Source organism: Oceaniferula flava (genome assembly GCF_016811075.1).
In the GTDB taxonomy this organism is placed as follows: domain Bacteria; phylum Verrucomicrobiota; class Verrucomicrobiia; order Verrucomicrobiales; family Akkermansiaceae; genus Oceaniferula; species Oceaniferula flava.
The window spans coordinates 229,018-251,874 of the sequence record NZ_JAFBGL010000003.1 but is presented as its reverse complement, the minus strand read 5'-3'; the positions used below and the strand labels follow the sequence as shown (position 1 = coordinate 251,874).

At 56.9% G+C, this 22,857-nt stretch carries 25 protein-coding genes; 13 read left to right on the top strand and 12 right to left on the bottom strand.

Translation table 11 applies throughout. The annotated features are described in order from the left end of the window. The first annotated feature begins 50 nt into the window (after nucleotides 1-50). From JO972_RS06425 to JO972_RS06410, 4 genes are all read left to right on the top strand, one after another. Nucleotides 51-380, top strand: a complete 330-nt coding sequence (locus tag JO972_RS06425) for a hypothetical protein (RefSeq protein ID WP_309489191.1) — start codon at nucleotides 51-53, stop codon at nucleotides 378-380. A gap of 155 nt (nucleotides 381-535) precedes the next feature. Beyond that, nucleotides 536-1,963: an efflux transporter outer membrane subunit gene (locus JO972_RS06420; RefSeq protein ID WP_309489190.1), complete on the top strand. Its 1,428-nt coding sequence runs from the start codon at nucleotides 536-538 to the stop codon at nucleotides 1,961-1,963. Nucleotides 1,964-1,966: 3 nt separating this feature from the next. After that, complete coding sequence (locus JO972_RS06415) at nucleotides 1,967-3,262, top strand: efflux RND transporter periplasmic adaptor subunit (RefSeq protein ID WP_309489189.1); 1,296 nt, start codon at nucleotides 1,967-1,969, stop codon at nucleotides 3,260-3,262. 58 nt (nucleotides 3,263-3,320) lie between these two features. Then, nucleotides 3,321-6,473 (top strand): efflux RND transporter permease subunit, encoded by a 3,153-nt coding sequence (locus JO972_RS06410; protein WP_309489188.1) that lies wholly within the window; start codon nucleotides 3,321-3,323, stop codon nucleotides 6,471-6,473. Between the two features lie 367 nt (nucleotides 6,474-6,840). Here JO972_RS06410 and JO972_RS06405 read toward each other — a convergent pair whose 3' ends face one another. Together JO972_RS06405 and JO972_RS06400 are read right to left on the bottom strand one after the other, a co-directional pair. Beyond that, the gene (locus JO972_RS06405) at nucleotides 6,841-7,284 is read right to left on the bottom strand and encodes an REP-associated tyrosine transposase (RefSeq protein ID WP_309489187.1); all 444 of its coding nucleotides are present in this window, start codon (nucleotides 7,282-7,284) and stop codon (nucleotides 6,841-6,843) included. A gap of 427 nt (nucleotides 7,285-7,711) precedes the next feature. Continuing rightward, nucleotides 7,712-7,942, bottom strand: coding sequence for a VF530 family protein (locus JO972_RS06400; RefSeq protein ID WP_309489186.1), 231 nt, complete (start codon nucleotides 7,940-7,942; stop codon nucleotides 7,712-7,714). A gap of 180 nt (nucleotides 7,943-8,122) precedes the next feature. On the opposite strand from JO972_RS06400, the gene JO972_RS06395 reads away from it, so the two are divergent. Beyond that, complete coding sequence (locus JO972_RS06395) at nucleotides 8,123-8,797, top strand: HAD family hydrolase (protein WP_309489185.1); 675 nt, start codon at nucleotides 8,123-8,125, stop codon at nucleotides 8,795-8,797. Here JO972_RS06395 and JO972_RS06390 read toward each other — a convergent pair. From JO972_RS06390 to metK, 3 genes are all read right to left on the bottom strand, one after another. Further along, a complete protein-coding gene (locus JO972_RS06390) occupies nucleotides 8,784-9,527 on the bottom strand; it encodes a 3-keto-disaccharide hydrolase (protein WP_309489184.1) in 744 nt (247 codons plus the stop codon). The two genes, JO972_RS06395 and JO972_RS06390, sit on opposite strands and share 14 nt — an antisense overlap. 203 nt (nucleotides 9,528-9,730) lie before the next feature. Further along, complete coding sequence (ahcY, locus tag JO972_RS06385; protein ID WP_309489183.1) at nucleotides 9,731-11,173, bottom strand: adenosylhomocysteinase; 1,443 nt, start codon at nucleotides 11,171-11,173, stop codon at nucleotides 9,731-9,733. Nucleotides 11,174-11,228: 55 nt separating this feature from the next. Continuing rightward, a complete protein-coding gene (gene metK / locus JO972_RS06380; protein WP_309489182.1) occupies nucleotides 11,229-12,422 on the bottom strand; it encodes a methionine adenosyltransferase in 1,194 nt (397 codons plus the stop codon). A gap of 63 nt (nucleotides 12,423-12,485) precedes the next feature. Here metK and JO972_RS06375 point away from each other — a divergent pair, with 63 nt between their 5' ends. Both JO972_RS06375 and JO972_RS06370 read left to right on the top strand, forming a co-directional pair. Further along, nucleotides 12,486-13,400: an ArsR/SmtB family transcription factor gene (locus tag JO972_RS06375; RefSeq protein ID WP_309489181.1), complete on the top strand. Its 915-nt coding sequence runs from the start codon at nucleotides 12,486-12,488 to the stop codon at nucleotides 13,398-13,400. A gap of 14 nt (nucleotides 13,401-13,414) precedes the next feature. After that, nucleotides 13,415-14,284 carry a phosphodiester glycosidase family protein gene (locus JO972_RS06370; RefSeq protein ID WP_309489180.1) on the top strand — a complete coding sequence of 290 codons (870 nt, stop codon included), beginning with the start codon at nucleotides 13,415-13,417 and terminating at the stop codon, nucleotides 14,282-14,284. Nucleotides 14,285-14,343: 59 nt separating this feature from the next. On the opposite strand, the gene sixA is transcribed toward JO972_RS06370, so the two are convergent. Together sixA and fabG are read right to left on the bottom strand one after the other, a co-directional pair. After that, nucleotides 14,344-14,811 carry a phosphohistidine phosphatase SixA gene (gene sixA, locus JO972_RS06365; RefSeq protein ID WP_309489179.1) on the bottom strand — a complete coding sequence of 156 codons (468 nt, stop codon included), beginning with the start codon at nucleotides 14,809-14,811 and terminating at the stop codon, nucleotides 14,344-14,346. A 62-nt stretch (nucleotides 14,812-14,873) separates the two neighbouring features. Beyond that, the gene (gene fabG, locus JO972_RS06360; protein WP_309489178.1) at nucleotides 14,874-15,620 is read right to left on the bottom strand and encodes a 3-oxoacyl-[acyl-carrier-protein] reductase; all 747 of its coding nucleotides are present in this window, start codon (nucleotides 15,618-15,620) and stop codon (nucleotides 14,874-14,876) included. Nucleotides 15,621-15,729: 109 nt separating this feature from the next. Here fabG and JO972_RS06355 point away from each other — a divergent pair, with 109 nt between their 5' ends. Genes JO972_RS06355 through JO972_RS06330 form a run of 6 tightly spaced genes read left to right on the top strand, consistent with a single transcriptional unit; the run spans nucleotide 15,730 to nucleotide 19,195 of the window. After that, nucleotides 15,730-16,314 carry a TPM domain-containing protein gene (locus JO972_RS06355; protein ID WP_309489177.1) on the top strand — a complete coding sequence of 195 codons (585 nt, stop codon included), beginning with the start codon at nucleotides 15,730-15,732 and terminating at the stop codon, nucleotides 16,312-16,314. 15 nt (nucleotides 16,315-16,329) lie between these two features. Next, entirely contained in the window at nucleotides 16,330-16,722 is a 393-nt protein-coding gene (locus JO972_RS06350; RefSeq protein WP_309489176.1) for a hypothetical protein, read from the top strand. Nucleotides 16,723-16,743: 21 nt separating this feature from the next. Continuing rightward, nucleotides 16,744-17,802 carry a tRNA 2-selenouridine(34) synthase MnmH gene (gene mnmH / locus JO972_RS06345; protein WP_309489175.1) on the top strand — a complete coding sequence of 353 codons (1,059 nt, stop codon included), beginning with the start codon at nucleotides 16,744-16,746 and terminating at the stop codon, nucleotides 17,800-17,802. Next, nucleotides 17,799-18,557 (top strand): TatD family hydrolase, encoded by a 759-nt coding sequence (locus JO972_RS06340; protein ID WP_309489174.1) that lies wholly within the window; start codon nucleotides 17,799-17,801, stop codon nucleotides 18,555-18,557. Before mnmH ends, JO972_RS06340 begins: the two co-directional genes overlap by 4 nt. A 36-nt stretch (nucleotides 18,558-18,593) precedes the next feature. Continuing rightward, nucleotides 18,594-18,824: a type II toxin-antitoxin system VapB family antitoxin gene (locus tag JO972_RS06335; RefSeq protein ID WP_309489173.1), complete on the top strand. Its 231-nt coding sequence runs from the start codon at nucleotides 18,594-18,596 to the stop codon at nucleotides 18,822-18,824. 2 nt (nucleotides 18,825-18,826) lie between these two features. Continuing rightward, complete coding sequence (locus tag JO972_RS06330) at nucleotides 18,827-19,195, top strand: PIN domain-containing protein (RefSeq protein ID WP_309489172.1); 369 nt, start codon at nucleotides 18,827-18,829, stop codon at nucleotides 19,193-19,195. Between the two features lies 1 nt (nucleotide 19,196). Here JO972_RS06330 and JO972_RS06325 read toward each other — a convergent pair whose 3' ends face one another. The 5 genes from JO972_RS06325 to JO972_RS06305 form a co-directional block, all read right to left on the bottom strand. Continuing rightward, nucleotides 19,197-20,099, bottom strand: coding sequence for a TIGR01777 family oxidoreductase (locus tag JO972_RS06325; protein ID WP_309489171.1), 903 nt, complete (start codon nucleotides 20,097-20,099; stop codon nucleotides 19,197-19,199). 36 nt (nucleotides 20,100-20,135) lie between these two features. Continuing rightward, a complete protein-coding gene (locus JO972_RS06320; RefSeq protein ID WP_309489170.1) occupies nucleotides 20,136-21,044 on the bottom strand; it encodes a TIGR01777 family oxidoreductase in 909 nt (302 codons plus the stop codon). 14 nt (nucleotides 21,045-21,058) lie between these two features. Continuing rightward, nucleotides 21,059-21,940, bottom strand: coding sequence for an MBOAT family protein (locus JO972_RS06315; protein WP_309489169.1), 882 nt, complete (start codon nucleotides 21,938-21,940; stop codon nucleotides 21,059-21,061). Then, entirely contained in the window at nucleotides 21,937-22,362 is a 426-nt protein-coding gene (locus tag JO972_RS06310; protein ID WP_309489168.1) for a hypothetical protein, read from the bottom strand. The genes JO972_RS06315 and JO972_RS06310 overlap by 4 nt, the downstream gene beginning before the upstream one ends. Nucleotides 22,363-22,462: 100 nt before the next feature. Next, nucleotides 22,463-22,852, bottom strand: coding sequence for a hypothetical protein (locus tag JO972_RS06305; protein ID WP_309489167.1), 390 nt, complete (start codon nucleotides 22,850-22,852; stop codon nucleotides 22,463-22,465). Between the last annotated feature and the right edge of the window lie 5 nt (nucleotides 22,853-22,857).

Sequence of the window (22,857 nt, the reverse complement as noted above, 5' to 3'; positions counted from 1 at the left end):
GGCAGCAAGTCCCACTCACACGGACGACCTAACAAACTCCTACACCATCTATGAAAACACGACACATCACACTGCTCGCAAGCGTGGCCGCGGCCTTCGCCTCCTGCGCGCCCATTCCGGACAGCGCACCAACCACGCCTCCCACTCAAGGATCTGAAGTCCCAGCTCCGATGACTGAAATCGATAGCAATGTCCCTGTCGGACGTCCTACTCCAGACGGCAAGAAGGACATGGTGATCAGCCCCTACCGCCCTTACAATGTCATTAATGTGAGCGGCTACCAGAGCGGTGACATCGTCGGTGATCCATCGACAGCACGCATCGACCCCAAGACGAACAAGCCCATTGCGAACACATCCAAGCACTTCAGAATCCCTTAAGCCGTTCTGAATGAAACCCTTTCCATCCTCCCCTGCTAATCACCACGCAGGGGAGGATTTTTTTTCACAATTCACCACTCTAGAATCGCTTCAGACAGTCCTAGCTGGGATCACCACGATAGATTCAAGATCCTAAGATCAGCCCACCGCCACCGATGATTCGCCACGCCCTTATCCGGACACGCCTCACCCTGCCAACCCTCGCGGTGCTCAGTCTGGCCTCGTCCTGCGTGCCCATTGGCGACCCAAGCGACCAACCTCAGATCGAGGTGCCCAAGGCTTGGGCAGCAACTACTGGAGGGACCTCTGGAAAAATCAGCCGAGGCTGGGTCAAAGACCTCAACGACTCCCGCCTACCGAAACTGGTGAACGAGGCGATGACGAACAACCCCAGCATCCTCGCCACCGCGGATCGACTCAAAGCAGCACGAGCAAGCGTCATTCGAGCTCGGGCCAACCGACTCCCATCTCTCAGCGCTTCCTCCGGAGCCAGTCGATCCCGCACCAACAGCGATGCGAACGGAGGTGCCACCAGCTACTCAAGTTCAACAAGTATCAGCGTGGGTGCCAGCTGGGAGTTCGATCTCTGGGGAAGACTCCGCCATCTCCACACCGCCGCCACGGCCGACTACGATTCCACCGTGGCCGATCTCCGCAGCGCCCGCCTATCGCTGGCAGCCAACGTTGCCAGCACTTGGTATAATCTCATCAGTGCGGAGAATCAGGTGAAACTTGCCAGAGAAACGCTGGCCAGTTACCAGCAGGTGGAAAAAATCATCGTCCGTAACTACAAAGCCGGCACTGCCAGATCACTGGAACTGCAGCTCTCACGGAACAACGTGTTCAGCGCCGAGCGCATTCTCCGCTCGCGCTTAAGTAACCGGGACGATGCCCGCCGCAACTTGGAAGTCCTGTTGGGACGTTATCCCTTGGCCAAGATCCAGTCGCCCTCCGATTTACCGAATATTCCACAGAGCGTGCCGAGCGGATTGCCATCCGGACTCATCGCCCGCCGCCCGGACATCGTCGCCGCACGCCTCGACCTGCTGTCGTCATTCCACCGCGCCGAGGCCGCGAAAAAGGACCTCCTACCCAGTCTCAGACTCACCGGCAGCAGTGGCACCAGCTCATCAAGCTATGGAAATCTGCTCGATCCCGGCTATCTCAGTTCGTCCATCTCCTCGTCCATCAGCCAGTCACTTTTCGACGCAGGAGCCAATCGGGAGGACGCCAGAGCCACCGTCGCACGCAACAGCGCAGCCATCCACGATTACAGTGACACTGTGCTGGATGCTTATCGTGAAGTAGAGTCTGCGCTGGCATCCGAAAGCTGGCTGAAACAGCAGGAGCAATTCCTGCGTAAAGAGCTCGAACAAGCCGCCCTCGCTGAACGCCAGGCCGAGCGCGATTATGCTGAGGGCGTAGACGGAGTCGACATCCTCGATCTGCTGGAAACCCAGCGTCGGGCATCGACTGCGCGAAGCTCTCTCATTGATTTGCAGAACCAGCGAATTCAGAACCGTATCAACCTCTATCTCGCACTGGGAGGTGACTTCACCACCCAGCCATCATCCACGAAATAAAACATGCGCAAAATCATCCATCTTGTTATCGCCCTGCTCGTGTTAGGTGCCGGATTTCTGGCTTTCAACTCTCTGAAAGGCTGTAAAACCAATGCCTTCAGCCGTGATGAGACGGCCGAGGACAGCAAGTCATCGTCGCGTGGCAAAGGCAACCGTGGAGGCTCCCGCCGCTCAGGCAAAGCACCATCGATCAAAACCAAGGTCCTGCCACTGGAAAAAGAAGACTATACCGTGGAGGTCTACACCCAGGGTGACATCCGCGCCCACCACAACACCGCCCTGACTGCCCAAGTAGGCGGACGTGTGATGAAAATCTCTCCCAAGTTCGAAGACGGTGCCTTTTTCCAAAAAGGAGACGTGCTGGTGGAAATTGATACTGCCGACTACTTAACCGAAATCGAGTCCGCCAAAGCACAGCTCGCACGGGCTGAATCATTATACGCTCAAGAGCAGGCTCGCGCCAAACAGGCACTACTAAACTGGAAGGACGCCGGGTTCGATGACACGCCAAGTGATCTGGTGCTGCGCAAACCACAGCTACGCCAGACCGAAGCCGACGTCACATCTGCCCAAGCCGCTCTGGAACGTGCCGAACGAAACCTGAGCCGCACCAAGGTGAAAGCACCTTATAATGGTCGGGTGCGACTTCGCACGGTCGGCATTGGCCAGCAAGTTGGATCGAACACCACGCTGGGTGAGATTTTCACCACCGATATCGCCGAGGTCCGCCTGCCCATCACCACACGCGATCTCGAGTTCTACAGCCCACCGAACAAACCACTCACAGAACACTCCGCCGAGGCGAAGGAAATCACGCTCACCTCAATCGTGGCATCCCACTCCACCAGCCAGTCATGGAAAGCCCGCATCATCCGCGCCGAGGGTGAGCTGGACGCCGACTCTCGACAGATCTTCGTCATCGCCCGCATCCAGGATCCATTTGGTCTAAAGGCGGACACGCCAGCACTCTACATCGGGCAGCCGGTTCGGGCAGCCATCCCCGCGCATGTGCTCAAGGACGTTTACACCGTGTCACGCGAGCACCTCAGCGATCTCAATGAAATCATCGTCATCCGTGAGGGCAAGATCGTCCACCTGGATATCGAGCCTATTTGGTCGACCCAAGACGACATCATTTTCCGAGACACCGTCCAACCCGGCGACCAATTAGCCATCAGCCACCTCCCCTATGCCCCAGAAGGTGCTCCGGTAGAAATCACCCCCGACCCTTCCAAGGCTCAGAGTGATGCTGCTGCCCAGATCGACAAACCCACCAGCCGCCCACCTCGCAGACGATAACGCTCACCAGCTCTCGTCCTTGATTACTCACACCCATTCTCCGATTTAACTTCAAATCATGATCCGCTGGTTCGCCCGTAACAGCTACGCCTCCAATTTCCTGATGCTCGCCATTCTCTTGGCAGGCATCTACGCGGTCATGTTCAAGATCCCGACGGAGGTGACACCCACCTATCAGCCGTCGTATATCCGAGTCAATATCCCGCTTCCCGGCGGAACACCCAATGAGGTGGAGCAGAAGATTATTCTGCCGATTGAGTCCTCACTGGAGGGCATCGCCGAGATCAAGGCGATCCGCTCGGACGCCCGCCGTAACAGTGCGGAATTCACCATCGAGACCGAAGATGGTATCGATATGGACAAGCTCCGCGCGGAGATCGAGTCGCGTATCGATAGCATCAATACCTTCCCGGACGAGATGGAACGCCCCCAGGTGCGCATCCCAGATACCGCCAACTGGATGGAGGTCATCTCCGTGGTGATCTCTGGTGACATGTCGGAAAAAGACCTCCTAACAGCCGCCCGCCAAGTCCGCGATGATCTCACTTCGCTACCGGGAATTTCCAAAGTGGATATCATCGGCGGCCGCAACCATGAGATCTCCATCGAGGTGAACCGTGATACCCTTCACGATTACGGCTTGGAAATCAGCGACCTCTCCGCAGCCATTCGCCAAAACTCGCTCGACCTCTCCGCAGGTTCGATCAACTCGAAATCCAGCCGCGTGCTGCTGCGCTCGACGAATCAGGCGCTCGATCGCACCGCCTTTGAAAAGATCATCGTTTCCCGAAAAAATGGTGCCCAGATCACCCTCGGAGACATCGCCCATGTGCGCGACAACTTTGACGAAGATAAAAAAATCACCCGTCTCAATGGCAAGCGCTGCGTGCTAGCCGAGGTGAAACGTCTCGGCGATGAAAGCGCTCTCACCATTTCTGACATGGTCCATGAATACGTGGACAACGCCCACACACGCTTCCCTGAAGGAGTCACCTTGGCCACTTGGGATGATGATTCCGTTAGCCTGCGAGGCCGCATTTCCACTCTCTTCTGGAACTTACTGCAGGGCAGTATCCTGGTATTCATTCTGCTCGGTGTGTTCCTTCGCTTGTCACTCGCCTTCTGGGTGGTGGTCGGCATCCCCATCAGTTTCGCCGGTGGCCTGATCTTCATGCCTGCCATGGATGTCACCGCTAACATCATGAGCATCTTCGGCTTCATCATCGTGCTCGGTATTGTGGTGGATGATGCTATTGTCACCAGTGAACACATCTATTCCAAACTGAAGCTCGGCATGGCCCCGCTCGAGGCGACAGTCACCGGAGCGAAGGAAATTGCGGTGCCGGTCACCTTCGGGGTGCTCACCACCGTCGTAGCCTTCATTCCCCTCGCCTTCTTCGATGGCTGGCTGGGAGAGCTAGCCAAGCAGATCCCCTACGTGGTCATCCCCGTGCTGCTGTTCTCACTGATCGAGTCCAAGTTCATCCTGCCCTGTCACCTCCGACACATCAAAATCAACCGCACCGGCAATGGCGTAATTACGCGAATTCAACGCGGAGCTTCCGCCGGTCTGGACTGGTTCATCGAGAGCATCTATCAGCCGATGTTAGCCAAGGCAGTGCTCTATCGCTACATCACCTTGTCGATTTTCCTGGCCGTGGCCTTTGGCTGCGTTGGCTTTGTCGCCAGCGGGGTGATGGGTTTTGAGTCCATCCCATCGGTCGATCGCTATTACATCAGCGCCCGCCTGCGCATGGAAGAAGGCAGTGCCTTCGAGCAGACAGATGAGCAAGTGAAGCGCATCGAGCAGGCAGCCTACGACCTGAGGAAAATCTTCACCGATGGTGATGACGGCCCGACCTTGATTGGCAACATCATGACCACCACCGGTGGTAAACCGACCCGCAACGGCACCGATGAGCGTGAAGGTTATGTGCTGGTGGAAATCACTCCGCCGAGTAAACGCAAACACCCTGGACCAAAAAACCAGGAAATCGCCGATGCCTGGCGTGAGATGGTAGGCACCATTCAAGGCTCACAATCTTTTTACATCCGCACCGAAAGCTCAGGCGGTCGTATGATGGGTGACAGCACCGATATCGAGATCGAACTCCGTGGCCACGATACCAATGAGATGGCCGAAGTTGCCCAAGAAATTCAAGACCTGCTGAGCAATCAGGAAGGCCTTCGCCGCGCATGGACGAGCATCGAGCAGGAGCAGGACGAATTCCAAATCACCCTGCTCCCCTACGGTCGTGAGCTCGGCCTAACCCAAGAACTTCTCGCCCGGCAGGTGCGCCGCGCATTCCACGGCGACGAAGCCCAGCGGCTACAGCGCGGTGAAGACAGCGTCAAGGTGGTGGTCCGATTCCCCGAGGAGGAACGTGAATCACTACACACCCTGGACGATCTCCGTATCAGCCTTCCCAACGGCTCCAGTGTCAGCATGAACCAGGTAGCCAAAATCACCCGGGGATCCTCCCCTCCACGGATCGTGCGCAAAGACGGCTCCCGCATTTACACCATTTCGACCAACCGCGAGAGCCGCAGTGTCAATATCAACAAGTTGGCGGAAAAGCTCACCCCGATGGTCGACGACATCGTCCGCGAGCATCCTGGCAACAGCTGGAAATACGAGGGAGCTTTGGCAGAAACTAAGGAAAACCAGAACCGCATCTGGGTCACGGGTGGACTGTTAGTCTTTGTGCTGTTCTCGCTGTTAGCCATTCCCTTCAAATCGATCACCCAGCCGATCTTCGTGCTGTTAGCTATTCCCTTTGGCGCGGTGGGTGCTTTCTTTGGTCACGTGGTCATGGACATTACCCCGTCGTTCCTCAGCTTCTTCGGTTTGCTGGCACTCACCGGTGTGGTGGTCAACGATTCGCTGGTGATGGTCGATTTCACCAACGTCAGACGCCGCGAGGGCGACTCGCCCTACGATGCCGTAATCCATTCCGGATCGGCCCGCTTCCGCCCTATCCTGCTGACCTCGCTCACCACCTTCGCAGGCTTAATGCCGTTGATTTTCGAGCGCTCCATCCAGGCTCAGTTCCTTATCCCGATGGCCGTGTCGTTGGCCTTCGGCATCATGTTTGCCACCTTCATCACCCTCTTCCTCATCCCCTGCGCCTACCTCGCTACCGAAGACGTGAAGAATTTCTTCCGCAAACTCTTCGGCATGAAAACCGAGCCTCAACACGCGGAAGAATAGCTAGGGACAACTGGCCGCAATCGTCCGGATCGAAGGCATTCACCTCGGCAGGGCTTTACGGCACCCAACAACTTCAACCCCCATCTGCCCCAGCAACCACATCCCCGCCGCCATCCGGCAGATTGGGCCAATCTGCCCTACCAGCGCAAGACCTAGATCCTGCCCTTCCGCTGGATCAGATGATGCAAATGGTGAATTAGGGTGAAAATATCATCCGGCGAAATACGCAATGGTAGGGACGATTGGCTCAATCGTCCGGATCGAAGACATTCACCTCGACAGGACTCTACGGCACCCAACAGCTTCAACCCCCATCTGCCCAGCAACAACATCCCTGCCGCCATCCGGCAGATTGAGCCAATCTGCCCTACCAGATCTGCACGTAGGGCCAATCTTCTGGACGGGTGCACAGGCCTGCTCGGACGGGGTTCTCGAGAATATAATCTCGTTTTTGTTCGGCGGAATCCTGATTGCGCAAGCGATGATCGAAGAAACCATTTTGCCAGTTAAGTTTCAATGTTCTCGCCGTCCACCGCTTCCAGTCTTTGATGACATCGACCATCCGTTTCTCACCTTCAAACAAAATCAGCGCATGCAGGTGATCGGGCATGGCTAACAGCAATCGACAGTCCCAAATCTTACGTTCATTCCGAACCTGAACGGTCTCGACCAATCCATTCCAAATCACCTTGTTCGCCAACTGGTTGACACCTCGTGGTCGGGTGCAAACGGTGATAAAAAAACACTCAGGAAAGACACCCGATACCCAGAATGGTGTCTCATGGCTGAGCTTTTTCCGCACGGGTTTCATCGATTGGACAATTTATACCAAGAGCTTCTCCATGTCGAGAAAACGCCACGACCCGGTAGGGACGGTTGGCCCAATCGTCCGGATCGGAGGCGTTCGTCTCGGCAGGACTGAACGGCACCTGACAGGTTCAGCCACCGTCTGCCCTAGCAACAACATCCCCGGCGCCATCCGGCAGATTGGGCCAATCTGCCCTACCGGCATAACACCTAGATCCTAGCCGTCCGCTGAATCACGATGACGCAAACGGTAAATTCGGCTGAAAGTATCGCTCCGCCAAATACGCTAGGTAGGGACGATTGGCCCAATCGTCCGGATCGAAGGCATTCACCTCGGCTGGAATCAACGGCCCCCAACAACTTCAGCCACCGCCTTCCCCCTGCAACCACATCCCGGCACCATCCGGCAGATTGGGCCAATCTGCCCTAGCTTAAATCCTGCGCTCGGGGTCTTTGAGGCCTAGGAATTGTTTGTAGAGGATTTCCACCTTGTTCCTTGCCCAGTCGGTGCGGCGTAGGAACTTGAGGCTGGATTTGATGCTGGGGTCGTTTTTGAAACAGTTGATCCGAATCCTAAAGGCGAGATCGTCCCAGCCATACTCGTCCACTAACTCCGTTAACATACGTTCGAGGGTGATGCCGTGCAGCGGGTCGTTGCTCATGGCGTGAGTATTCACGGAACGCCGCCATAGGAAAGCAAACGATCCGCCTTTCCTCGCAAGACAGACTCTCCGTAGGGCGATCGACCTCCCCCATCACCCCGACTCCAATCAGGCACCGCCAGCAGTTATCCTTTCCAATCCATCCAATTGGCGATAAACCAGCGCTTTCCTCCCCTGCTCATGAATCCAGCATCCATCAAAAACATCTTCTGGGACGTCGACGGCGTCTTGGCGGATCTGAATTACGCCTATTTCCATTTCCTCACCGGCCACCCCAACTACCGCGACCGCTATGGGGACCTGAAATGGGAGCAGCTGCCGGAGGTCCTCCCCATCTTGCCGGAGTATGGTGCGCTGGAGTTGAAGACGCATCCTGAGTTGGGCGCGGAGATGGATCGCGACTTTTGTGCCGATCAATCATTCTTCCGCAACCGACCACTCTACCCGGGGGTGATCGAAACCTTGAAACGATTGAACGAAGCGGGCTACCGCCAATTCACAATGTCGGCCACCTTCGATGTGGAAGCCAAGACCGCCTATCTCAATGAGGTCCTGGCTCCGGTGACCGATTTTCTCACCATCGAGTGCGTGCAGCACGGCGAGTTCATGCACGACACGGCGAAGGTCGACCGACTGCGTGAGTGTTATCAAAAATACCAGCTCGATCCGGGTGAAACCATCCTCGTGGACGACCGCATTTACAACCAGCACGCCGCCATCGATTCCGGCGCCCACCCCGTGCGCCTGCGCTGTGAGTTCACCAGCGATCTCCCCGAGGATCTCGCATGGATCCCCGAGTTTAAGAACGTACAAGGCGTCGCCGATTGGTTGACGGCCGCGTCTACTTCCCAGTGAGCTCCTTCACCTTGATACCGCGCCAGAGGACTTTGCCTTTGGGGGCGTGGTGGATTTGCAGGCCGAAGTAACCTTTGTTGTAGGTGCCATCACCTACCCAGTGAGCTGCCGGGACGCCGTTGACCCAGGTCTTCACCGTGTTGCCCTTGGCGTAGATGGTGACACGATTCCACCCCTCCTTGTTCAGCGCTTTGCGGGCTTTGTCGTGAGCTTTGAGCCAAAGTGGATACCAGTAGCCGCCGCAGCTTTGCCCGTAGATTCCGCCCGACCAGCCACGAGTGCTTTCGACGCCCTCCATCTCGACCTGCGGGCCGAAGACAGCGTGTTTTTCGCCGGACTTGGCACGGAACATGACACCGGAATTGATGTCCACCTCCCACTTCATTTCGCAGGTGAAGATGAAGTCACTGTAATCTTTCTTCGTGCTGAGATAGGTGCTGGCTTCGCCCGGAGTGCAAACGCCCGTGACCACGCCGTCCTTGGCGGTGAATTTGGACTCACCGCCTTTGAGCACCCAGTTGTTCAGGGTGTCGTCTTTGACCATATTCTCAAAGCCCTCTTTGAGCTCCGGTTCTGGATCGGTGTTCAGCAGCATTTCCTCCGGCTTCGGAGCATTCTCCTGCTTCTGGTATTTACCTAACCACGGCTCCTGGCTGGGATCAATTTCCCCGGCAATGGCGTGACTGAACCCCAGGGCAACAAGAACGAGTGCGATATTTTTTGTCTTCATCCGCCATTTTTTAGCACTCTGAAACTAACACGACCAGCATGGATGACGGGCTTTCATGACAGTATGACACGCCACGATCGACGCTGTGTGCTGTTGGTTGACTTATATCCACCCCCCACATACTCACTCAAAAAAAGCCCCGTGCCGTTAGAAAACGACACGGGGCTGAAAGGTTTGGGTATTCCCAATTGGGGAATTAAAACTTAATACCTGTAGTGCTCAGGCTTGTAAGGGCCTTCGGGGCTGACGCCGATGTAGGCGGCTTGCTCTTCGGTGAGTTTGGTGAGCTTGCAGCCGATTTTCTCGAGATGGAGTCGGGCGACTTCTTCGTCGAGGTGTTTTGGCAGCACTTTCACTTCACCTGCCTTATAGGTGTCTTTGTTTTTCCAAAGATCGATCTGGGCGAGCGTCTGGTTGGCGAACGAGTTCGACATGACGAAGCTTGGGTGACCAGTAGCGCAGCCGAGGTTGACGAGACGACCTTCGGCCAGCATGTAGAGACTGTTGCCTGTTGGGAACGTGTATTTGTCCACCTGTGGCTTGATGTTGAGCTTGGTGACGCCTTCAGCTTTATCGAGCTGAGCCATCTGGATCTCGTTATCGAAGTGACCGATGTTACAGACGATCGCCTGGTCCTTCATCTTCTCCATGTGCTCGAAGCGGATGATGTCGTAGTTGCCGGTGGTGGTGACATAAATGTCGCCCCAGCCGAGGGTGTCTTCGACGGTGAGCACGCGGTAGCCTTCCATGGCGGCTTGCAGCGCACAGATGGGATCGACTTCAGTGACCACAACTTGGGCACCTTGACCGCGGAGGGCCTGGGCGCAGCCTTTGCCGACGTCGCCGTAACCGCAGACCACGGCGACCTTGCCGGAGATCATGACGTCGGTGGCACGCTTGATGCCATCGACGAGAGACTCACGACAACCGTAGAGGTTATCGAACTTGGACTTGGTGACGGAGTCGTTGACGTTGATCGCAGGAACTAACAGAGTGCCGTTCTTGGCCATCTCGTAGAGACGGTGCACACCGGTGGTGGTTTCCTCGGAAACACCCTTCCAGTCCTTAACGATGGTTGCAAATACGCCAGGCTGCTCGGCGCCGATTTTCTTGAGAAGGTTTTTGATGACCTGCTCTTCATCGCTGCCGGCAGGTTGGTTGACCCAGTCGGAGCCGTTTTCCATTTCGTATCCTTTGTGGATCAAAAGAGTGGCGTCTCCGCCGTCGTCCACGATGAGCTCGGGGCCAAGAGGCTCGCCTCCTTCGTTCGGGAACTGAAGCGCCTGCCATGTGCACCACCAGTATTCCTCGAGGGTCTCGCCTTTCCAAGCGAACACAGGCACGCCGGACTTGGCGATGGCTGCTGCGGCGTGGTCCTGGGTGGAGAAGATGTTGCAGGATACCCAGCGAACGTCGGCTCCGAGGTCCACGAGGGTCTCGATGAGGACGGCGGTCTGGATGGTCATGTGCAGGGAGCCCATGATGCGGACGCCTTGCAGTGGTTTTTCCGGACCATACTTGGCGCGGGTCTGCATCAGACCGGGCATTTCGTGCTCTGCGATGTCGATTTCCTTACGACCGAAGTCGGCGAGGGAGATGTCGGCGACTTTGTAGTCGGCTGTTTTTTCTAGTGTTGTAGTGCTCATTTTTTGATTGGTTTGTTTTTAAGATCGGTCTGATCCGTCTGATCGGACGGATCTTTTACAAGGCTGCTTTCAGGGCTTCCACTTTATTAGTCTCTTCCCATGGAAGACCAGCGTCTTCGCGGCCGAAGTGACCGTAGTTGGTGGATTTGCCGTAGATCGGGCGGAGTAGGTCGAGCTGCGCGACGATGTCGGCTGGCTTGAAGGAGAAGACCTCCTTCACCGCAGCGAGGATTTTTTCCTCAGAAACCTCACCTGTGCCGTGGGTGTTGACGTTGATGCTGACCGGGTGCGGGTGCCCGATGGCGTAGGCCAGCTGGAGTTCACACTCGTTGGCGAATCCGGCGGCGACGATATTCTTGGCCACCCAACGACACATGTAGGCGGCGGAGCGGTCGACCTTGGACGGATCTTTTCCGGAAAAAGCACCACCACCGTGGCGGCCCATGCCTCCGTAGGTATCGACAATGATTTTCCGTCCGGTGAGTCCGGCGTCGCCCTCAGGGCCACCGATGACAAACAGTCCGGTCGGGTTGATCAGAATGTCGGTTTCCGGTGTCAGCAGGTTGCCGGGGAGATGTTTTTCGATGAGATCCTTTTTCAGCAGCTCGCGGATTTCCTGGGTGGAAATCTCCTTGGCGTGCATGGTGGAGATGACGATGGAGGTAAAACGGTTCGGTTTGCCATCGACGTATTCGATGCTGACCTGGGTCTTGGAATCGGGGCGCAGCCAGGTGTGCACGCGGTCCTTGCGCAGACGGGTCAGTTCCAGACCAAGCTGGTGGGAGTAGTGAATCGGAGCAGGCATCAGTGCCTTGGTATCGTTGGTGGCGTAGCCGAACATGATGCCTTGGTCGCCGGCACCTTGCTCATCGGTGTCCTTATCGGCGGCAGCCGCGGCGTCCACGCCTTGGGCGATGTCTGGCGACTGCTGACCGAGCATGTTCATCAAGAAGGCTCCTTTTTCGAACTTACAGGTGTAGGAGTAATCAGTGTCCTTGGCGTAATCGGCATCGTAGCCGATCTCCTTGAGCGTGTTTTTCACCAAGGTTCCGTAATCGAACTTCGCCTGAGTGGTGATCTCACCGGCGAGGCCGACGACGTTGTCTTTCACAAATGTCTCGCATGCTACGCGGCTGTTAATATCCTGCTCCAAGCAGGCGTCGAGAACGGCATCTGAGACGGTATCACAGACTTTGTCTGGGTGGCCTTCAGTGACGGATTCGGAGGAGAATATGAATGTCTTGCTCATTGGATTCGTATGTTATATCAAGAAATCTCGATACGTTGATGCGTTTAATTAACCCATATCCCTATGCCGTCAATTCTTAAATCCTTAAAACTCCTCTCAGACCCCACACGCATCCGCATCTTACTCCTGCTGGCCGATGAGTCGCTGAACGTGGCCGAGCTGCAGGAAATCCTGGGCATGGGACAGAGTCGTATTTCCACCCAGCTTTCCCAGCTCAGGCAGGAGGGACTGGTTACGAGCTCTCGGTCTGGAAAAAATAACGTCTACACCATCGAGGCCCCCACCGCCCTGATGGAAGTCGCCCGCCAAGCCGCCGCCGAGATTCCCGAGGTCGCTGCCGACTCCCAAACGCTCGCCCACATTCTGCGCAAGCGCCGCGACAAGACCCGGGCGTATTTCGATGACCTGGCGGGGAAATTTGGCAAAAGCTACGTGCCGGGGCGATCCTGGAAATCTCTGGCCGAGGCGATGCTTAAAATACTCAACTACAAGGTGGTCGCCGACCTCGGCGCCGGAGAAGGCACCCTAGCGCAGCTGCTGGCACCGTGCGCGGAACAGGTCATCGCCGTGGACAACTCGCCGAAGATGGTGGAGTTTGGTCAGAACTTGGCGAAGCAGCACGGCCTGAGCCAGCTGGATTACCGACTCGGTGACATCGAGAACCCACCGATCGATGACAACACCGTCGACCTCGCCATCTTCTCCCAAGCGCTGCACCACGCCGAACACCCGCAGCGCGCGCTCGACTCTGCCCACCGCATTCTCGCCACCGGCGGCAAGCTGGTGATCTTGGATCTTCTCCAGCACAGCTTCGAACAAGCGCGTGAGCTTTACTACGATACCTGGCTCGGATTTTCCGAAGTCGAGATCTACAAGATGATGGAAAAAGCGGGGTTCAAGGAGATCGAAACCACCATCGTCGACAAAGAAAGCGAGGCACCCCATTTCCAAACCCTGCTTGCCACGGCGACGAAATAGGTCACGCTCGAGCCATGCTTCGCTACCTCGCACTCCCCTCTCTCCTGCTGATCTCCGCCTGCTCTCAGGTGCAGCCGCCGGCCACCGTGCCGCCGCAGATGATCGCTCCCGCCAGCGCGGCACCGAGTGCTGCGCTGCCATCGACCACCTCGAAGCCAGCGATCGTTGCGCCCGTCTCCCCGCCGCCGGCACCGACGCAGAGCCGGCTCCCCCTCGCCTACCATCGCAGCAGCTCGAACGGAGTGACGCTTTCCCTGGTCAGCTTTGACAATCGACGCCAGCAACTCCGCGTGGCCGATCAACCGAATGGACTTGGTAGCCGCTGGACCACCGCCCAAGGTGCCGCTGCCACTTACGGAGGACTGGCAGCGATCAATGGTGGCTTTTTCACCCCCGAGGGAAAACCGCTCGGTCTGCTCGTGGAAACAAGCACCCGCCGCGGCCACCTGAACCGCTCATCGTTAGGTGCCGGAGTGTTCATTTCCAACCAGAGCCGCGCCTCTATCGTCCGACGCGAAACCTACCAAAAGACTGCCAACAGCTGGAATGCCTACAATCTTCTGCAGACCGGCCCGATGCTGGTGGAAAACTCCCGCTCTGTCACCGGACTGTCGAAAAAAAGTAGTCGCACCCGCAGTTTCATCGCTTGGGACGGGCAAAACCACTGGGCGATCGGCTACACCAGCGCCTGCACGCTCGACCAACTCGCCAAAGCGCTCGCCGGCAACTCACCAGCTGGATTTAAGATCAAAACGGCAGTCAATCTCGACGGCGGCAGGTCGTCCGACCTCTGGGTAGGATCCGGCGTGCGCGGCGGCGGAAAAACCCACCGTGGCTTCCTCAACAAGCCGGTGAGAAACTACCTCGTGCTCATCAACCGTTGAAAAGGGACCGTCAAAAAACGCCACCCTAGTCTCGAACAAACACCCCATCAGTGGCACGTTTACAGCAGCGAAACCGGCTGCATCATTTCCAGATAGCCGCCCTGACTCGGCGGGCGAACGTTGAAAAAAAGAATCACCGACGCCTTGCCGACGTGAATCCCGCCGGCCTGGCTACCTAACAACCACTCGGCGAGGTAGGAGAAATCCGGATTGTGCCCACAGATGGCCACGGTGCCGAAATCGTTATAGGCCTGAAGCTCACTCATCGCCAAGGATGGCGACATGCCGCAGGCTAACCAGGGCTCGATCAATGGGGCTTGCACCCCGGCCGATTCACAAAAAATCTCCGCTGTCTGCCGAGCACGCGCATAAGGGCTGGCCAGAGTGACATCCGGCTGCAGCCCGCGCGCTTTCAAAAACTCCCCCACGCGCCGCGCTTGCTCCCGCCCCTTCTCGGTGAGGTTCCGAGAAGAATCATCCATGGCAAAGCCCTCGGCCTTGGCATGGCGAATGATCAGCAGGTTCATCGGGCGGACGCTTGGGTGCTGTCGTTTGGAGTTTATAACTTAAAACTTGGTATTTCCGCCGATTACATCGTCATCCCACCGTCGCAAGCGATGACCTGACCGGTGATGTAGCTGGCGTCTGCGCTGGCGAGGAAAAGCACCAGCTTGGCGATGTCTTCGGTCTGACCCATGGATTTCAGCGGAATATTTCCCACGATCCCCTCTTTTTGCGCATCGCTGAGTTCGTCGGTCATGTCGGTGACAATGAAGCCGGGAGCGATCGCGTTACAAGTGACCTTGCGGCCAGCGAGCTCACGGGCGACGGATTTGGAAAACCCGATCAGCCCTGCTTTGGAGGCCGCGTAGTTCACCTGGCCGGCATTTCCGATCAATCCGATGACCGAGCTGATGTTGATGATTCGTGGGTCGGTGGCTTTCATCAGCGTGCGCTGGAAGGCTTTGACGGTGTTGAAGGCGCCCTTGAGGTTGGTGTCTAACACCGTGTCCCAGTCCTCGTCTTTCATCCGCATCATCAGGCCGTCGCGGGTGACACCAGCATTGTTGACTAGGATATTGACGGTTCCGAAGTCGGCGATGATTTGTTTTCCGAGTGCCTGTACCGCATCGTGGTCCGCCACATCGACCGCGTAGGCTTTGGCGGAATCCGGGAACTCGGCATTGATCGCATCGGCTGCGGCGCCGCAGCTTCCTTCGCTACGACTCACCACCGCCACCTTGCCACCCTCGGCAGCAAATGCTTTGGCGATTTCTGATCCGATCCCCCGACCTGCGCCGGTCACTACTGCAACTTTGTCTGTAAAACGTGCCATGCCCCTTCCTCCCACGTTTTGCCGCCATTGCCAACACTGAAAACTGAAAAGCGATCGCTCTAACTTTTAAGACTTCCGACCTGTTCAGCCTCTGTGTATAGTCCGCCGCATGCAGTGCCCCTATTGTCGCGCACCACTTACGGAAACCATCAAGGAGTGTCCCTCCTGTCTGCTGTCGCTGCATACCGCGAACAGCCTGCTGGGGCCACTGCCTCGGACCGTGCGCGGACTGACCGATAACCTCGGGGTGCTGGAAAAGGGAGACGGACAAAAAATCAATCGCGCCCTGACTGAGATCGGTCGCAAATTTCCGCAGGTGAACATGCACGTGCTGCTCTCCCACTTCGCGCCCAAATTCCCCATCGCCACCCACCTTTTCTGGCTGTTTAACCAGGGGGATTTCTGCGCCAGCGAGTCGAAAGGCGGAAGAAACCACGATATCCTGCTGGGGATCGATGCCAAACACGGCACCATCGGCCTGATCGTCGGCTACGGCCTGGAGCCATTCCTGCCGATGAAGGCGCTCGATCACACCCTGGAAAAAGCCCAGCCCAGCCTCGCCGGAGGTCAATACGCGCAGGCCATCCTCACCGTCATCCAAGGGCTCGATCACCTCATGGAAGGTGTCTGCTCCGGATTTAATGACACCCTCGGTATTGACCTTGAGGAAAAAGTCGTTACCAAAGAATTTTAACACTATCCACCCATCATGAACTACGAAATCTACCGTCTCATCCACTTCATCGGACTCTTCACCCTGATGTTTGCATTTGGCTCGCTCTTCACCGGCGAGAAATCCACCAAGGCTGCGGCCATCGGTCACGGCATTGGTTTGCTCCTCATCTTATTCGGCGGCTTCGGCATGCAGGCGAAGATGAAAGATGCTTACACAGTGGCCTACGGATCGGCCTTCCCCACATGGTTAATTCTGAAAGTCGTGATCTGGGTCGTCTTCGGCGGTGCTATGGTCTTGGCCAAACGCCGTATCGTCAAAGGCGCAGCCGCATGGGTTCTGATCATCGCTCTCGGTGCAGCCAGTGCTTATCTGGCATTCAACAAGCCAGCTCTCGGCAATCAACCCGCAGCCGCTCAGGCGGAATAACCCCTCCCCTCTCGTTTCGTCATGAAACATGTCGAAACCATCTCCCTGCCCCACGACCTCGGTGAATTTTCCGAGATCATCGATGTGCGGGCGCCCGGAGAGTATGCTGAAGACCACCTGCCCGGCGCCATTAATCTTCCGGTGCTGGATGACGACGAGCGCAAGCAGGTGGGCACCCTCTACAAGCAGGACCCCTTCGCCGCTCGCAGGCTGGGGGCGGCATTGATCGCCGCGAACGCCGCCAAACATCTGTCGGGGCCCCTCGCATCGAAAGACAAGAACTACACCCCGCTGGTCTACTGCTGGCGCGGTGGCATGCGCTCGAACTCGCTGGCCTACATTCTCAGATCCGTCGGCTGGCGGGCGCGCATCATCGAGGGTGGCTACAAAACATTCCGGAAGTTCATCACCGAGGACCTTGAGCGCATTTTTGCGACACCCGGCTTCCAGCTGACCGTGCTCTCCGGCCCGACCGGAGTGGCTAAGACTCGCCTGCTCCACACTTTGCAAAAAGCCAGTGCCCAGGTGCTCGATCTGGAAGGTCTGGCGAACCACCGAGGCTCGGTGCTGGGACTGGCACCGGAAACCGAACAGCCCAGCCAGAAACATTTCGAGAGCTCGCTGTGGCAGACGGTTTCCCAATTTGATCTCAGCCAACCTGTCTTCACCGAAGCCGAGAGCAATCGGATCGGTCGCATTCACTGCCCGCCCCCGCTTTGGAAAAAGCTGGGCACGGGCCGCGTGGTGGAGATCAAACTCCCCATCGACCAGCGCGCTGAGTTTCTGCTCGATGACTACCCGCACTTCACCGAGCGACCCGAGCTGCTGAAACCCTTGCTGAGCCGACTCACCAAGCTGCGTGGTCACGAGCAAGTCACCGCCTGGCATGAGCAAGTGGACGCGGGGAAATGGCAGGAATTTGTCGCCTCCGTGTTGAAAGACCACTACGACCTCGTCTACCGCCGTGCCGGTGATGAGAAATCGAACTACCCTGCTCCATCGACCACTCTCGAGCTGACCGATTTCACTCCCGAGCAGTTGCAGCTCGCGGCTCAGAAACTCATCGCCCAGAGCCAGTGACCGATGCCCACCTCCACCTTCAAGATGCGCGATTCGATACCGTCCGCGATCGAGTGGTGGCCGAGATGTTAGCAGCCGGCATTACCCGCTGCGTGGTCAATGGCACCTGCCCAGCGGACTGGCCGATGGTCGCCGAACTCGCCGCGCAGTATCCTGACCTGATCATCCCCTCCTTCGGTCTGCATCCGTGGAAAAAGCCGACCGCCGACTGGCACTCGCAGCTGCTACACTTTCTCGACACCACCCCCAACGCCTGCCTCGGCGAGTGTGGGCTGGACCGCTGGATCAAGGACTACGATCTGGATTTGCAAACCGAGATCTTCACGGCGCAGTTAGAGATCGCCACCGAACGCAACCTCCCGCTCTCCATCCACTGCCTCAAAGCCTGGGGCCCACTCATTGAAATTCTGGAGTCCAACAGACTGCCAGAACGCGGTTTTCTCCTCCACTCCTACGGAGGCTCAGCCGAACTTATACCTCTCCTTGCAGCGCTCGGGTCTTACTTTTCCTTCTCCGGGTATTTCCTACAAGAACGCAAAGCCAAGGTGCTCGATGCCTTCCGCTCCGTGCCCAACGATCGCCTGCTGATGGAAACCGACGCCCCCGATATGCTACCGCCGGAACACATCACCACGCACCCACTGCCCCACGACCTCAACCACCCGGCGAACCTGGTTTCGATCACTAAAGCGGCATCTGAACATCTCGATACATCATTGATTTCCAGCAACTTTGATCGCTTCTTCACCACGTGATGTTGACATAATCATCATTGATGTTATTTTTGGTTCATGAGAACAACGATTACATTAGATGACAGCTTATTTGACAGAGCAGCAGCTCTCATCGGAGACGAAAATGCATCCAGCTTGGTCACCAAGGCACTCGAAATGCTGATCGCAGCAGAGAGCAAGAAACGCATTTTAAAACTCTCCGGCGGAACTCCCGATTTCGCTATCCCCGGCAGAGATTCCCGCACAGTCGGTATGGTGGCAGAGGACGAAGTTAAGTATAAAAAATAGCCATGACTGTGCTCGCAGACACCAACATCTGGTGCCAATACTTCCGCGATGGCAAGCCAGTGCTGACCTCGCTCATCGAGTATGATTTTCTATCCATCCACCCGCTCGTGATCGGCGAGCTCTCCGTGGGAAATCTACCTCAGCGAAAACAAACACTCATCGATCTTCGCGCCTTCCCCACAGTCCGAGCGGCCAGCTACGCGGAAACTCATCACCTGATCGAGGAAAATCAACTCTGGGGCAAGGGGCTGCAGTGGAATGATCTTGCGATACTTGCCTCCGTAATCGCTAGCGAGGACACCTTGTTATGGACCGATGATAAACGCCTCGCCACCGCAGCAGAACAGTTCGGAGTCTGCTACAAGCCGTAGGCTACCATTCTCCCAGCGCCATCTTTGGCTGGGTGAAAGTAAAACCGCTGCCCAACAATTTCCCCGGCTCCACCCAGCTGCTTTGCAGAATCAGCTCCGGTGCGGTGCCGATGACCGAGGCTCCGATCTTCACCGCGCATGCTGGTGCTGGCAATCCGATGGGCATGCCTGCTTGTTGGCGAAAACGGCGCATCATTTCGGCATTGGTCACCGCTTCGGGGGCGGCCATGTTGACTGGACCAGTTAGATCTTCGTGATCGATGATGTGCTGCACCACACGCGGCACGTCATCGATGTGCACCCAGCTCACCATTTGTCGGCCATTGCCCACCTTGCCGCCCAATCCGGTCTTCGCCAGCGTCTGTAGGTAGCGGTAGGGATTGTCTGGCGTGTCGGCCAGGACCATGGTGGTGCGCAGTGCCACACGGCGCACGCTCGACGCGATCTCGGCCTTGAAAAATTCTGCCTCCCACTGCTTCACGACATCAGCGATAAAGCCCTCGCCCTCAGCCCCGCTTTCATCCATCGCTTGATCATAAGACTCTTGATAGATCCCCGCCGCGCTGCCGTTGATCCATAAACTGGGCGGGGTTTCGCTTTGCGCCACGGCACGACCTAACACCGCCGTGCTCTGCAACCTGGATTGCAGGATCTGCTGCTTGTTTTCCTCGGTGTGGCGACAGTTGATCGATCGGCCGACCATGTTGATCAGCACATCGCAGTCGTCGATGGAGCTTGTCCAGTCGCCTAACGACTTCCCGTCCCAGTGCACGTAGCGGCACTCCGGATGCAGTCCTCCCTCGCGCCGAGCCAGGCCGGACACGCTCCACCCCAGCTGCGCAAAGTAGCCGCTGATCTGCTTGGCTAAAAAACCATTGGCGCCGGCGACGAGTAGCTTCTTCATAACGGTCACGATAGCTTAGAATCACAGAAACACAGGCTATTTCTGCCAGTTCCACGGCTCCATCTCCGGATGTTTGAACACAAAACCATGTTCTAACAACCTCGTGGGAACCACCCAGCGGCTTTTCAGAATCAACTCGGTTTCGGTGCGTAAAAGGAAAGCACCGATCTCAGCCATCCACTTCGTCGCGGGCAACCCGATGGCAGTGCCGCTGTGTCGGCGAAATCGTCGCATCAGCTCGGCGTTGCACAGTGGGTCAGGTGAGGTGACGTTGACCGGGCCTGAGATTTCGTCGTGCTCGATCAACCAATCGATCGCCCGGCAGAAGTCGTGAATGTGAATCCAGCTGACCATCTGTCGGCCACTGCCCACCTTGCCGCCCAGGCCGAAACGTGCCAGCTGATAGAGATAGCGGTAAACGGTGCCAGGCTCGTCCGCGAGCACCATCGAGGTGCGGATGGCAAGCTTGCGCACGCGACCCGGCACATGAGCGCTAAAAAATGCCTCTTCCCAGGCCTTGGCCACCTCCACCGAGAACCCTTGGCCAATTTCCCCGCTGTCACTCTGCGGTCGGTCTTCGGCATGGCGGTAGATCGTGGCAGTGCTGGAGTTGATCCACAGCTCCGGTGGCTGGGCGCAGTTGGCTATCGCTTCGCCGATCACTCGGGTGCTGTTGACGCGCGAGTCGATGATGGCGCGTTTGTTGGCCTTGTTGTATCGGCAGTTCACGGAGCGGCCTGCGAGGTTTACCAGCACATCGGCACCATCGATTTCATCCGCCCAGTCCCCCAGCGATGCCCCATCCCAGTGGACGTAGCGGCATTGAGGGCCCATGCCGTCACGATGACGCGCCAGGCCGACCACGACCCAGCCGCGCTCCGTAAAATAACGAGTGAGATAACGTGCCAAAAAGCCATTGGCACCGGCGATGATCAGTTTTTTCATGATTGTTAGTGAGGTTAGAAAATTTGGAGATGGTTCAGCGTGAACCGGATCACCTCTTGGGTGAACACGGGAGGGAAAAGAATCGGCAAAGGTGCGGCAACGAGGAGGAGTGCCAGTGCCCGTCTCAGCCACAGCGGCCATGCAGGTTTCTCGATCATGACAAACCCACCGTGGAGGACGAAATACAGCGTCGGCAGTCCGTAGCCACTCTGCACTGGCACCGTGATGGCGAGCTCGTGCAGTAATCCGGAGGCGAGGAAAACGGCGAATAGTGCCGGGCGTTTTCCCAGCCTTAAAACCAGCGGACGCTGCACGGCCCTGGCCATCATTTGGGAAAACGACAGGTTCCACCGTTTCGCCCAGAAATCGCCCAGTCCTTGACTCAGCAATGGATTGCGGAACAATGGGCGGACAGCAATTCCTTGTAGGCGCCAGAAGGCAGTGAGCAGTCGTAACACTCCGTAGTGGAACCCGATGCTTAAGGGCACAAAGAGGACGAGGATCGAGTCGGTCTCCCAATGCGCCACAATGATGCTGAGACTCAGCCCGACTAACAGGCAGCAGCCACCAATCACGGCATCCGTTTTCCATCTTAGCTTTCTTGGCTTCGCTGCAAAAGGGGGCGGTTCCATGCCGAACCAAAGGAAGGTAAACGCGAACCAGCGCGGCCAGGTGAGTCGCCCGCCCCACTCGGCGAGCACGATCCCCTTCATGCAAATCAACAAGACCGAGCAGATGACGACCATTCGCGCGAAGGGTGGATCGGTGAAGTGAAGGTAGTTCACCACAGCCAGCACCACCAGCATACCCGGCCAGAGCACGTAACGCTTGGCTAGCACCCGCGTGAGAGCGAGGAAGCTGATTGCTAACAGAACGCTGTAAAGAGTGTGGATCATGTGGTGAGGTTAAAATAAAGAGCTCCGGCGTAAGTCATTGCGAGGAAGAGAAACAGACAGACTAACAGAGCCTCGGCCAGCAGGTTGAATCGCGTTTGTGGAATCCCCTTGCGATCAAAGCAAAAGAACTGCAGCCCGATCCTCACTGTCCACCAGGTCATCATCAGCCCGCAGAGAATGGCTGCTTGTGGCGTGCCATCGAGCAAGAGCCCGCTGCCGAAAGTCGACATCACACCGAAGAACAGATGCATGCCGAGGATGTATCCGGCGTAGGTCCAGAACAACTGCCGCATGAGCTTGGGAAGAGCTCCCAGCGGACCTTTCCAATCGAGGCAACGAGGAATCACGGCACTGGCCACGACGAGGATGAGCTGCCCGACTCCTGCGAGCATGACGGCAATGGTGAGTATTTCTATTTTCATGGTTAGGGAGGGCGGACATTCCTGTCCGCCGACAAACTAGGGATTAATCAAACTTAGGTTGAGGGCTGGGGTTGACTCCGGACAGGAATGTCCGGACTCCTTAGGTCAGACTCAGAAATGAGAAGCAGACTGCTAAGTAAATAAAGGCGACGCTAAAGAGCACGTTGAAAACTGGAAACTCACGCTTGATGCTGCGCTCGTAGTAGAAGAACTGCACCAGCACCCGCGCCGTCCAAAACAGCGCCATGAATGCCAGCAGCACCCGACCCAACGGCTCGGTCAGGAGCTGATGAGGCAGGATGAGACAAGCCAGCGCCATGGCCAGCACGCATCCTAACAAGAAGACACAGTGGACAATGAAGACCTGCCGGAACACTGGTTCGGTTTTGGCGAGGTTCACCGACCAGCGCATTTTCTTCGGGGCAAAAAAATTGGCCGAGGTGATGCAGAGCAGGATGATGCCTGCAAATTGGATGGCGTAGATGGTCATGGTGG